The 12,352-nt window shown below is 34.3% G+C and carries 10 protein-coding genes and 1 pseudogene; 1 reads left to right on the forward strand and 10 read right to left on the reverse strand.

The window, feature by feature from the left end; all coding sequences use genetic code 11:
• Nucleotides 1–554 (reverse strand): annotated as a pseudogene (locus VKY47_RS08220) (DUF2914 domain-containing protein); the annotation flags it as partial.
• Between the two features lie 440 nt (nt 555–994).
• Nucleotides 995–2,590 (reverse strand): FMN-binding glutamate synthase family protein, encoded by a 1,596-nt coding sequence (locus tag VKY47_RS08225; protein ID WP_324311926.1) that lies wholly within the window; start codon nt 2,588–2,590, stop codon nt 995–997.
• A gap of 423 nt (nt 2,591–3,013) precedes the next feature.
• Here VKY47_RS08225 and VKY47_RS08230 point away from each other — a divergent pair, with 423 nt between their 5' ends.
• On the forward strand, nt 3,014–5,263 hold the full coding sequence (locus VKY47_RS08230; RefSeq protein WP_324311927.1) for a T9SS type A sorting domain-containing protein: 2,250 nt from the start codon (nt 3,014–3,016) through the stop codon (nt 5,261–5,263).
• 292 nt (nt 5,264–5,555) lie between these two features.
• On the opposite strand, the gene VKY47_RS08235 is transcribed toward VKY47_RS08230, so the two are convergent.
• The 8 genes from VKY47_RS08235 to VKY47_RS08270 all read right to left on the reverse strand — a co-directional run bounded on the left by VKY47_RS08235 (nt 5,556) and on the right by VKY47_RS08270 (nt 12,202).
• Nucleotides 5,556–6,863: an erythromycin esterase family protein gene (locus VKY47_RS08235; protein WP_324311929.1), complete on the reverse strand. Its 1,308-nt coding sequence runs from the start codon at nt 6,861–6,863 to the stop codon at nt 5,556–5,558.
• Between the two features lie 88 nt (nt 6,864–6,951).
• Nucleotides 6,952–7,530 carry an MliC family protein gene (locus VKY47_RS08240; RefSeq protein ID WP_324311931.1) on the reverse strand — a complete coding sequence of 193 codons (579 nt, stop codon included), beginning with the start codon at nt 7,528–7,530 and terminating at the stop codon, nt 6,952–6,954.
• 223 nt (nt 7,531–7,753) lie between these two features.
• Nucleotides 7,754–8,275: a YceI family protein gene (locus VKY47_RS08245; protein ID WP_324311933.1), complete on the reverse strand. Its 522-nt coding sequence runs from the start codon at nt 8,273–8,275 to the stop codon at nt 7,754–7,756.
• Between the two features lie 34 nt (nt 8,276–8,309).
• Nucleotides 8,310–8,594, reverse strand: a complete 285-nt coding sequence (locus VKY47_RS08250) for a GNAT family N-acetyltransferase (protein WP_324311935.1) — start codon at nt 8,592–8,594, stop codon at nt 8,310–8,312.
• A gap of 45 nt (nt 8,595–8,639) precedes the next feature.
• Nucleotides 8,640–9,353, reverse strand: coding sequence for a pirin family protein (locus VKY47_RS08255; RefSeq protein WP_324311943.1), 714 nt, complete (start codon nt 9,351–9,353; stop codon nt 8,640–8,642).
• A gap of 458 nt (nt 9,354–9,811) precedes the next feature.
• Entirely contained in the window at nt 9,812–10,687 is an 876-nt protein-coding gene (locus VKY47_RS08260) for an AraC family transcriptional regulator (RefSeq protein WP_324311937.1), read from the reverse strand.
• Between the two features lie 211 nt (nt 10,688–10,898).
• Complete coding sequence (locus VKY47_RS08265) at nt 10,899–11,516, reverse strand: class I SAM-dependent methyltransferase (protein ID WP_324311939.1); 618 nt, start codon at nt 11,514–11,516, stop codon at nt 10,899–10,901.
• 209 nt (nt 11,517–11,725) lie between these two features.
• On the reverse strand, nt 11,726–12,202 hold the full coding sequence (locus VKY47_RS08270) for a hypothetical protein (RefSeq protein ID WP_324311941.1): 477 nt from the start codon (nt 12,200–12,202) through the stop codon (nt 11,726–11,728).
• Between the last annotated feature and the right edge of the window lie 150 nt (nt 12,203–12,352).

Below are 12,352 nucleotides of genomic sequence, written 5' to 3' on the forward strand. Positions count from 1 at the left end.
GTTATTAAGAGTAGGGTCAGAGCTAAACTTATAATACCCGAAAGAATAAAAATGCTTGTATTCATTTCTTTTATAAAAACAGGAATCATAAAAGTAAAAAAGGTAAAACTGATGAAAAAATAAACCCCAAATTGTAGATACTTATTAGAAATTCGTTTTTTAAGCATCTCATTGGCAAAGAGTAAAGCCAAAAGAATAATAAAAAAAACTATGGTTTTTGAAAGAGAAACACTTCTAGAAAAATAAATAACATAGGCACTGGATAGGCCACCAAAGAAAAACTGAATGGCTAAGGGCAAATAGTCCTGATATCGATCGAGGAAGGTGTTTTTCCATTTGCCATCATCCACTAAATTATAGAGGTAAAGTGCAATGGTCAAAGAGGTCATGTGTAAACACAATACGGTTAAATCGTACACACGGTCAATACGGCCCAGCGTTAATGAATCGAATATAAAGCCTCCTATGAAGAAAATGATAGGCGCATATTTTTCATGTTTCCTTAAAAATTTTAGAAACCCACTGTTTCGAAATTTAACTAATGTTCTTTTCATAAATCTTTAGAAGGAATTGCGGAGTAAATTATAAAAAAGTTTGCACTTATTTGGTGGGTAAATGGCTTTTCCTATTTTAAGGACTTTAGAATTTTTTAAACCAAGCTTCGAATCAAGTTTTTTAGTAAAGTTTTAAGGTGAGAAAATGTAGTGCGAATTAGTAATTTATCTCTCGTAATTACAGTGTTTTTTAGAATGGGAATTTGGACGCTAGGCTACTGTTTTCTTTTCAATCGGGATAGACGATAGAGGTTTTGGAAACAGGTGTTTTCCAGTTCTGAAGCTTTGTAGTAATTCTCGATGTCTCGGCCGTAGGTCTTCAAATAAAAAACCAACTTTAAAAAATCTATAGACTTTTCAAAGTTGGTATGTTTTATACCATAACCTTCTTTGGGGTTATGGTTTTCTATAATAGACTAAAAACAGATAAGTTAGACTATTTATGGATGAATTCCCCAACGCGTTTTATCAGAAAAAGTAAAATCTAATTTATATTTTTCTGGAATCTCTCCATTGCGCATGGCACCTAATTTTATAGATGGAAAAAGTTCTTCATAGGTAATCATATCATTCAATGAAATACGGCGATAAATATGAGTACGAGTTAAATTCTTTGGTTCATCTAAACCAGTAGCGCCTAAAAGTTCAACAAAATTTTGAATGGTTTTTTTGTGATATTGAGCAACTCGTACTTTTTTATCTTCAGGAACTAGGCCTATTGTTAACTTAGGATCTTGCGTTGTGATTCCGGTAGGACATTTATTTGTATTACACAGTAATGCTTGTATGCATCCCAATGCCAACATCATGGCGCGAGCCTGATAGCATGCGTCGGCACCTAAAGCAATAGCACGTGCTACGTGAAACGCAGACGATATTTTACCAGCCGCAATAATTTTAATATGTTGGCGTATATCTAGTCCATTTAGAATGTTATGAACAAAGTCAAGACCATCAATTAATGGAGCGCCTACATAATTACTGAACTCGGGCGGAGCAGCTCCTGTTCCACCTTCACCACCATCCACTGCAATATAATCAGGATAGATATCCAAATCTACCATGGCTTGACAAATGGAAATAAATTCACTTTTATAACCGATACACAATTTAAAACCAACTGGTTTTCCTCCAGATAAATCTCTAAGTTTTTTAATGAAATGCACCATTTCTATTGGCGTATCAAAAGCGGAATGATAAGGGGGAGAGTTAACTCTAGTATGAGGTGTAATATGTCGGATTCTAGCAATTTCCGCTGAATTTTTCTCTGCAGGCAGAATTCCACCATGTCCAGGTTTAGCTCCTTGAGAAATTTTAAGTTCAATCATTTTCACATTAGGATGTGCAGCTTTTTCAGCAAAAAGTTCTGGGTTGAATTTCCCGTCCTCAGTTCGGCAACCAAAATAAGCGGTCCCGATTTGCCAAATTAAATCTCCACCATGCTTTAAATGATAATCACTTAAACCACCTTCTCCGGTATTATGCGCAAAATTCCCAATTTTAGCACCACCATTTAAGGCCTCAACGGCGGCGGAACTAAGAGCTCCAAAACTCATGGCCGATATATTTATTATACTGGCGGAATAAGGTTGTTTACAATCCTTGTTACCTATCATTACCCTAGGATCTTGATTTAAGGTATCAAAAGCCTTTGGTGCGATGGAATGGCAAATCCATTCGTAACCCTCTGCATAAAGGTCAAGTTGGGTACCAAAAGGAATGGTATCACGTACTCCTTTGGCTCTTTGGTATACCGTAGAACGATCCACACGATTAAAAGGACGGCCATCAATATCAGATTCAATAAAATACTGATACATTTTTGGTCGTAGGTCTTCAAGTACAAAACGCAATCTCCCTAGTACAGGATAATTTCGCATAATAGTATGTCGCGTTTGAATAACATCATAATATCCTAATACAGTTAAGGCTAAGACAATTACAAAAAGCACATACCAATTTGGACTTAAAAAAATTGCTAATCCAAGCGTTATCAATAGCGATGCAGTTGATAAAATATAAAAGTTCTTACGCATAATAGAAGTAATATTAAATACAAAGCTAAATTTTAAACCCTAACATAGCTTTCTTGTGAATTTTTAGTACTAATAATTAATAATTTGTAGATTTTCGGGTAAAATTACTAAATATAAAAACGAAATTGAGAATATTTAACGTCATTTTGGTAGTAATTTAATTTTATACGATTAGCAAGGTTGAATATAAATTTATAAACCGCACAGCCTTAATGAAATTTAGGTCTCGCAATGCAGACTTCCCCAAAAAAAAATGTGCATGTTCCCAAGAAAACAATTTTTTTAAAACTTCAGATTTGTAACCTAAAGGCGAAATTTTTATCCAATGAACAACACATGGATAGTTTTGCGCTTTTCACTCTATCTATAATGAAAAGCATTTCTATATCTTAATTATTTTATTAATCCTAATTCTTAATAATTATGAAAAAGCTCTATTTTTCAAGAAAAGCCCATCTTTTTGGGATAATGACGTTTCTATGGCTTGTCAGCGGATTTTCGTTATCTGCACAGCAAATGCTTTCAGAACATATAACAGGTACCTTAGACGCTAGTTTAAAAAGTGAACATCATTTTAATGAAGCTGGCTACACCAAAGTTTTAGATAAAAACGGTAATAAAGTTTTCCTGAAAAATCATACTTCTATTCAGAATTCAACACGAAGTGAAAACGCAGCAAATAACGCTTTGAGCATGAACTTGGTTTTTGATGCCAATCAATTTTATGTAATGTCCGTTTTAATATTTAACGAATCTGGTTATATGCAAACTGCCAATTATAATGGCACAAATCCCATAGTTGTAAATATTCCTGATGGAACTTATGATATTATGACCGAGTTTCAAGCTCTTGAATCGGGTAATTCATATTCACATATCGTAATAAAAGAACAGCAAAGCGTTCAAGGAAACACCAGTCTCGAATTGAATACCGCCGATGCTGTTAACTATGTTTCTATTACCACATTTAACGAAAACGGAGGAATCTTAGAACCAGAGGCTGGAGCTGGAGGTTATATCTTTTTTGACCGTTATCTTCATTTTAATCCCATAAACCTCGTAATTATTGGTGACTACTATATTGAGACTGATCCTTTTGGTGTAGCAGACCCGGTTTGGAATTTCTACATCAGTCATGTGAGTGAGCGTTATTCAATTTTACAAACGTTAATGGGCGCTGGCTTCGAATTAGGAAATTATTTTAGTAAGTACCAAACTCTAACTGGAATTGAAGGGCCGGTCTCTATAGAGAACGATCCAGCGAATTGGAGCTACCATACGGAATTGTTTCAACCAACTCAATCGGCTGGTAGTACTGTTGCTCCGGCATACTTCGTCGCATCTACTTTTAATGGAAATTTATTGCTTGGTTGGACGTTGAGTGCTGGTGGGGTTATAGATTCTGGAGATGCTCCTTTTAGAGGTTTCTTGAATAATCCTTTAGATGGTGATCCAGCAGGTTTGTTGGTGATTCCTGGTATTATTGATCGTTATGTAAGCAATAGTCCAACGACGGGCGGAATAGAATACTATACGAAAGGAAGTCCAGTTTTTTCAGATGACAACGGTGGGGTTTTATATGGTTCTGGAGACGTATCTGCTAATACACATGCTGCTCCCTTTTTAGGTGATGATTATTATGTATTGGACAATAACGTGATGCATTTACTTTCATTCCATCCCAGATTTTCTTTTGATAATACAACAACATCTTCTGTAATATTAGGCGACAATGTTCCGATAACGGTTACTGGTTTTAAAGTGTCTCCCAATGAATTTAAAACAACAAGTAAAGGGCGCTATGGAGAAAACAGAGAAAGTGATTATTTGGCAACCCAAATTGAAGTAAAACAAAATGGGAGTGTTGTTTTTTCAGGAACCTATCAGGATTTTAAAACGTTTAATTTGCCAACGGGCGGACAATTTGAAATTGTGCTGACTAATGCCAATACCTTGGTGGATGGACTTGAGGGAAAAAACACCACGACCATTATTTATAATGCAGATGAAGACGATGCACCACCAACTTTGCAGCACTTACAATTCCGAAATTCCGATAACCAAGTAACTAGTGTTTTTGACACTGCCCAAGGAGCGACCCTAAGACTAGCTGCTGGAGATTTCAACTATACCTCAATTGATGGATCAAGTGGATATTATGCCTATGAATCGGGAAATAATGTAACGGTTTCCTATAGTATTTACCATCAAAATGATTGGACAGAACTTTTACTTACCGAGTATCCGGAGTATTTCCAAATGCAAGCTTTTGGCGATTATTACGAAGCTCCTCTTGAAGGTATAACAACCAATTCGGCTACTGGTTGGTACGACCTAAAAGTAACATGTACAGATGCTGTTGGAAACATTCAGGAGCAAGTAATTTCTCCGGCTTTCAAAATAAATGAGTTTTTAGGGATTCAAGATGTTGTTGAAGCAAACGTCTCTATTTATCCAAATCCGTTCTCGGAACAGCTAAACATAATACTTCCTCAAAATGTAACAGGAAATTACACCTTTAAAGTTACCGATCTAACGGGCAGAACCGTTTATAGCAAAAATCAAAGTGACACGTCTTTTAGTTGGGACAGTTCTTTCTTATCTCAAGGTGTTTATGTTATTTCCATAGAAAACCAAGGTCTGGAAATTACAAAAAAAGTAATCAAGATCTAATTAAAAAAGTTTGTAAGAATAGGAGGGTGGAAATGAAATTCTTTTCAGCCTTCATTAAAAAGCACTTAAATAGAAGTAAATTTTATTTAAGTGCTTTTTTGTTTGATTGGTGAAGGAAAGGATTGAATTTTTATTTTTTAGTAATTATAATTCTTCCAATCATTTATTTTTCAGAGGGCTTCTCGAACCAGGACTTCATAAATTCAAAATCCTCTTTGTTGGCTTGTATAACATGTGAGATGTAAATAAATCTTAATTTTTCGGATTAGAAATTAGTCTGTTTTTGTAAATTTCACGGTTTCAAGACTCGCAATGCTGTGGTTTTCTTGAAAAAGAATAAAGCGTCGTAACGCATTGGAACTATGGTGGGTACAAATTGTCTTTTGTCTCCTCTAGGATTATAGACGACCCCAATGGCTCGATTACCCGTTGCCTTTAGGTTTTTTTCCATGCGGTCTTCTTTATCAAAAATCAGATAGAAACGTTCCAGGTCGATTTGATTCAATTGATGTTCAATGCTATTGGAAACAGCCGGTGGAATGGTCATTTCCTTCATAGGAGCGCCCCAACTTGGACCTGCCATTACTTTTCCTTCATAAGTGGTAAAACCAATCAAGAAAACATTATCGGTGCCCAATCCTTTGCGGCTAAGCTGCCCAATGTTTTTCTCGCCAGTGTTTCGCATGTTTGTGTATTCTGCATCGCCAATATGGGTGTTGTGTGCCCAAACTATTCCTTTGGAATTCTTACCGTAAAGATCCAATAAATCATTGACGGTGCCATGCATGTGATGAACCCTAGAGTTCCATGAAACACTTCCTCTTGAGGCTACGCTTTCCCTGTAAAACTCCTCGGCGTTATGTACAACAATCGCGTTTTGTAACAAATAAAAAAACGTGTCATCAGAAAGTTCTGAAAAACTATTACGGTTGTTTCTAATATAAGCTACCACATTGTTTGTGGCCGTAGCACAACCCTTTTTTCCAGCGTCCACGGCATGTGCATATCTCCAGCTATCTCCTTTGTGTGGCTCGAAACACTTGTATTGGTCTTTTACATAGACATAAGCAGACGGATATGTTGATTTCAGTAAATCTAAAACTACTTTTTTGGAATTCCATTCATCATATACGTCCATGCCATAAAAACCTACTTTTTTATCTTGTGGTAGTTGGTCATTGTGCTTACGGAGCCATTCGGCCAAGGCCACAACTTCTTCATTGGCCCACATCCAAGTTGGCCATCTGTCGAGCTTTAACAAAACTTCTTTGGCGGAGCTTGCTGCACCATCTAAATTTTTTACATAGCGATTGAGTTGATATAAACTAGCAAAATCGCCTTCTACCGCAATAAAACCAAAGTCTTGTTCAGCTATCAGTCTTCTACTAATATTATCTCGCCATAAGTAATACTCGTGGGTACCATGGCTAGCCTCGCCCAACAGTACTAATTCCTTATTGGCAGCTGCCGAAATTAGCTTGTCTAAGCTAGCATTTCCTTCAAGAGGAATGGCTTTTTGTTCCATACTTTGAGCTATAGAAAACATACTACCAGAAAAAAATAAAACCCCTAAAACACATTTCGTAAGTAATTGATTCATAATAAAATGAATATAAACATAATTAATGTACTTGTCAAATTATCAACAGGTTATTGTGTACGATTTATGCAAGGGGTTAATGGCAATTCTATTTTTTGAATACTGTTTTTCCGTCTTTGGTTAATTCGAGGTTTTCACCTTTTCCTCTTAATTCATATTGATCGTTTTTGTACCAAATTCCTGACGCAGCTTTTTCTGCTACTAAATCAATCTGTTCTCCACCATTTAAATAGGCTTTAACTGTTCCCTCAGTGTTGTTGAAGGTCATGTCTAGCGTACGACCTTCGTTGTCTTTAAGAGATGTATTTACTACATCGTCTTGATGTTCAAAGACTACGTTCCCGTCTTTTTTCAATTCGATATCGTTTCCTTTTCCTCTCAATTCATATTGGTTGTTTTTATACCAAATTCCAGATGCTGATTTTTCCTGAACCAATTCGCTAGTTTCCCCATTAAAACTTATTGTTACAGTTCCTTTGGTATTATTAAAGGACATGTTTAATGTATTTCCGTTTTTATCGGTTGTCGTTGTTGTTATCATATTGTCAGCAACTTTTTCAACGGTTTCTGTTGTGGTTGTTTCTGTGTTTTCTTGCTTTGGTGTTTCTTTACAAGAATTTAAAAATAATGTTGCAATTACTCCAAGGGCTAAAATGTTCTTTGTCATTTTTTTAATTAATTTTTTAAAATTTAAGTTTGATTTTGTCGTTTTATCTAGGTTGCAAAAACTTTGCCAGAATATCTAGAAAGTGATTTTACAACCAATAATTTTATTGCTTAAAGAAAAAACGGTTTGAGCGTGAACCCAAACCGTAATTTGTTTTTAATCCTTAGTGTAGTTTATGAGTCTTTTGAACTTTTAAATCTCACTAAATATGTGCAAATTTACACTAAGATTGCTTTATAAATTGTACGTCAATTTCCAATTTCACCTTATCAGAAACTACAATGCTTCCTGCTTCTGTAACTGCATTCCAGGTTAAATTAAAGTCTTTTCTATTAATTTCACCTTTCATTTCAAAACCAGCTTTTGTTTGCCCATAAGGATCTACAGCAATACCATTAAGTTCGGCATCTAAAGTAATTTCTTTGGTGACATCTCTGATGGTTAAATCGCCAACTAATTTATCACCATTAAAAGATTTTGAAACAAATGTCATTTCAGGAAATTTTTCAGAATTAAAAAAATCATCCGATTTTAAATGTGTATCTCTGTCTTTGTTTTTAGTGTTTAAAGATGCTGTTTTTGCACTAAATTCCAGAGTAGCATTGTCGAAATTTTCACCATTTGTTTTGGCAGTTGCTTGAAAATCCTCGAAATGTCCAGTTACTGTTGAAATCATCATATGCTTTACTTTGAAAGCAATTTCTGAATGTGCGTTGTCGATTGACCAATTTGTGTTGTTATTCATTTTTATAATTTTTAATTGTTTATAATTTAATTTATTAGTGTTTTAATACGTCTTGAATGTCTGTTAGTTTTTTAAACTGTGCATTTGCATAAGGACATAATGGTGTAATTTTGATATTTTTTTCTCTTGCCATTTCTACAATTTTGTAGAGCAATTGTTTTCCAATATTTTTGCCTTTAAACTCAGTGTCAACTTCTGTATGATCGATAATAATATGGTCTTTTCCTGCAATGGAATAGGTCATTAATCCGGCTCTTTTATTATCCTCTCTAGCCATTGCAAAGCCTTTGTTTTCTTGTTCTTTTATGATTAGTTCCATGTGGTGTTTTATTTAAATTTATAGAATAGGTTTAATGGGTTTTAATTACATGGACATAGGTACTTCCATTAAAAGGACGCGTGCGTTTTCTGTTGCTTTTACACTTATGGAATCGGTATCCCAAACACCCATGCCATCTCTTTTGGATAACTTTTCATTATTGATTTCAACTTCACCTTCAAGAATGAATGCATAGACGCCATTTCCTTCTTTTTTAATTTTGTACGCATCTATACTTCCTTTTGTGAAATTTCCTATATGAAACCAGGCATCTTGATTGATCCAAACACCTTGATCGTCTTTGTTAGGAGAAACCACTTGATAAAATTCATTGTCTTTTGCAATATCTCTAATGGAAATTTGGTCATAACGTGGCGTTACATTTTTCTCCTTAGGAAACACCCAAATTTGAAGAAATTTAACTTCTTTGTCTTTGTTCTTGTTGTATTCTGAATGGGTAACACCAGTTCCAGCACTTAGTACTTGTACATCGCCTTCTTTAATTACTGCTATATTTCCCATACTGTCTTTATGCTCTAAATCGCCTTCTAATGGAATGGATATAATTTCCATATTATCGTGTGGATGCGTTCCAAAACCCATTCCAGCTTGTACAATGTCGTCATTCAAGACACGTAGTACACCAAAATTCATTCTTTCTGGGTTGTGATAATTGGCAAAACTAAATGTATGATGTGAGTTTAACCAACCGTGATTTGCTTTTCCTCTTGTTTCTGCTTTGTGAATTACTGTGTTCATTGTATGTGTGTTTTTATTAGTTAAACCTGTCTGTCCTGGACTATCGGCAGGCAGGTGATTAAATCCTACTTGTTGCATCAATGTATTGTAAGTTGATTTTACGGGTTTGCTATTGGTTGCTTTAAATGTTTGCGGAGCAATAGCACCAAAAACACCTGTTAAAAGGGCATTTTTAATAAATTTCTTACGGTCCATATTCTTTGCTTTAAAAGTATAGTACAAAGATATAACCGATTGTAAGACTGTGGAATATGAAAAAAAGGGGTAAACGTATGAAAATCCGATATTTAATCCAGATTATGCAATAAAACATATGGTCATTGATGTAGTTGACTGAAAATCAGTCTGTTTTAAAGCTGAGGCAGAGCGCTGCCATCATGAAAATAAAAATGGCGAGGAAGCAGCAAACTTTAAAATGATTCCATTAGGTAATAGAAGATCTATTACGTTTTTTGCGATTAAGATTTAATTTCATTTTTCTTGAAAGCTGAAGGTGATAATTGGGTGTGTTTTTTAAAAAATGCACTAAAATTTGCAGGCTCATTAAAACCTAACTCATAGGCAATCTCTTTATTTGCTAAATCCGAAAAATAGAGCAATCTTTTTGCTTCGGTTATTATTCTTGCTTGAATATAGTCTTTGGCAGTTTTCCCGATTCTTGCTTTGACGGTGCGATTTAAATGGTCGGGAGTAATATAAAGTCCATTTGCATAATACGTGGTAGAATGTTCTTTTTTATAATCGTTTTCTACGGCTTTTTTAAAAGCCCTAATTAGGTTATCGCCAGAAGTATCTACATCCGATTCGATGGGGTTTATGGCACAAATATTATTACACGTTATCAGTAAGAGTTTTAAAAATGAACCGATAGATAAACTCTTCATTTCTGCATCACTGTTAAACAGTTTAAAAATGTTTTTTGCATAATCTTCTATAATATCAAATTGTTCTTTTTCTGGGAATAATGGTGGGCTTTGTCCATAATTTTGAAAGAGATTCAAACTGTCAATAAATGATAAAGGAATAGAGTTTTCCACTAAAAACAGATTAGAAAAAGTCATTGCAAACCCAAAAGATTTTTCTGTTTCAATAACTTGGTGTACTTGTCCAGGAGCAACAAAGAAAATTTGTTTGTTTGATAGCTCGTAAGAGTTGAAGTCTATTTTATGTAGTCCCTTCGCATTATTGATAATTAAAACCGTATAGTAGTTATGTCTGTGTGGCTCGTCAACTTTCCCGTTTCGTTTTGTATAGATATCTTCCATTTTAGATATCCCAAAACTTACGTTCTCCTTTTCAGAATTTACTTTTTGATATGTTTTTACCGTGTTCATTTTTAATTGGCTATATCGGTTTGTGGATGAAAACTAACGTGTTTGAAGACGCTAATTTTCAGGATTGACCCAAAACCCAATTTTTATGTTTTTATCAATTCTATTTAAAGTCCTACCAAAGGACTACGACTGCTAAAATGTAAAATATCTAGTCGCAAATTAACACTAAACTTTTTGGTTTAACACTTACTAGTTATGTTTTATCATGTTGCTAAAGCTTTTTTTTATTCCCTTTCCTACATTTTATGAGGTAAAAGGGGTAGACGTCCATCACATCTGTTATTTCAAATAGTCCTGCTTTGCCAAACTCTTCTTGTATGGTCTCTCTATCGTAAAAGAACATTTTTACACCGCCAAATATTTCAAATCTGTCTTTGTCAATACAAATCCCTTGACCATAAATTTGCGCTTCCTTTGTAACAGTTGTAAAAACCATAAACCCATTTTCCGATAGTTGGTTATAGCAGTCTTGTATTAGGTTTTCTCTTTCTTTTTTGTCCAACAAGTGAATTAAAGCATAACAATATATTCCGTCATACTGTTTTTCGTCAAAAGGCATTTCAGTTACAGAGCCGTGATAAATAATCAAGTCACTTCCAAAATGTTTATGGGCTAAATCAATGGCAGTTTTGGAAATTTCAATGCCAGTTACTGTCATTCCATGATCCCTAAATATTTGAGCATTTCGTCCATAACCTATTCCAGGAATAAGTATGTTTTTCACATTTTGCTCCATAAAGAAGTCATTTATCAATAGAGTGGATTTTGCAGGTTCAAAACCCCACATGTCCTTCTTGTTTCTAAATGCTTCTTCCCAAAACTCTGTCATAGTAAGTATATTATTTTGAATTTATTGGAACCTGCCTTAAAATTGCTTACTACGGTTTCCTTTATTTATTAATTTATAGAAGAAATAGGAAAACAAAAATTGGATGAAAAACAAACACGCACTTTCCTTTTGATTAGGTACTAAAATAAGCATTTTTTACCCGCCTGCCGGACCGGCCAGGCAGGCGGGCAAGGTACACAGTGTTGCCATTAGTTTTTTTTCACTTGTGCAGTGTTGGATAAAATTCCTTCAAACTTTTTTCCGTATTTATGTTTAGTTTGAATTTCGGCTTTCCAATAGATTCTTTCAGTATCTAATTTTTTCTCGTAATGAAATCCGCCATTTCTCAAAATCAGTGAGTCAGGATTATATAGTTTCTTTGGATTATAAGAAATACTATCAATCATTATTACATTCGTATTTTGTTTGTCATTATTATATCCGACAAAAACAATTTCGCCAGTAATATTTGAATTCAATTTATAAGTGTTTTTGTATGATGGAATATCTCTGACAGTTATGCTGTCAAAAACATATTTATTATTTATTTCCGCTACAATTTTCTTAAGACTATCATTTTCAGCACGCAAATTTTCAATTTCCGCAATCTTATTTTCCGATTGATTAATATCTGTACAACTAAAAATCATTAAAGTCAGAAGTACAATTATTATCGATTTGTTCATTTTTTTCAAATGTCTCGTCCTAAAATACGTCTACAGATTATTGATTAAAATTAAGCTGCATTTTTATGCACGTTATTAGGTATTTTATAGTCTAAAGATAAATGTAATCTTTTAGAGTTATATAATTTGATTGCATTTTTGGTTGCTTTT

It is taken from the genome of Xanthomarina sp., assembly GCF_035306705.1.
Classification (GTDB): domain Bacteria; phylum Bacteroidota; class Bacteroidia; order Flavobacteriales; family Flavobacteriaceae; genus Xanthomarina.

Coding starts and splice junctions, on each gene's coding strand:
- VKY47_RS08225 (WP_324311926.1), bottom strand. CDS start 2,590: ATGCGTAAGAACTTTTATATTTTATCAACTGCATCGCTATTGATAACG.
- VKY47_RS08230 (WP_324311927.1), top strand. CDS start 3,014: ATGAAAAAGCTCTATTTTTCAAGAAAAGCCCATCTTTTTGGGATAATG.
- VKY47_RS08235 (WP_324311929.1), bottom strand. CDS start 6,863: ATGAATCAATTACTTACGAAATGTGTTTTAGGGGTTTTATTTTTTTCT.
- VKY47_RS08240 (WP_324311931.1), bottom strand. CDS start 7,530: ATGACAAAGAACATTTTAGCCCTTGGAGTAATTGCAACATTATTTTTA.
- VKY47_RS08245 (WP_324311933.1), bottom strand. CDS start 8,275: ATGAATAACAACACAAATTGGTCAATCGACAACGCACATTCAGAAATT.
- VKY47_RS08250 (WP_324311935.1), bottom strand. CDS start 8,594: ATGGAACTAATCATAAAAGAACAAGAAAACAAAGGCTTTGCAATGGCT.
- VKY47_RS08255 (WP_324311943.1), bottom strand. CDS start 9,353: ATGAACACAGTAATTCACAAAGCAGAAACAAGAGGAAAAGCAAATCAC.
- VKY47_RS08260 (WP_324311937.1), bottom strand. CDS start 10,687: ATGAACACGGTAAAAACATATCAAAAAGTAAATTCTGAAAAGGAGAAC.
- VKY47_RS08265 (WP_324311939.1), bottom strand. CDS start 11,516: ATGACAGAGTTTTGGGAAGAAGCATTTAGAAACAAGAAGGACATGTGG.
- VKY47_RS08270 (WP_324311941.1), bottom strand. CDS start 12,202: ATGAACAAATCGATAATAATTGTACTTCTGACTTTAATGATTTTTAGT.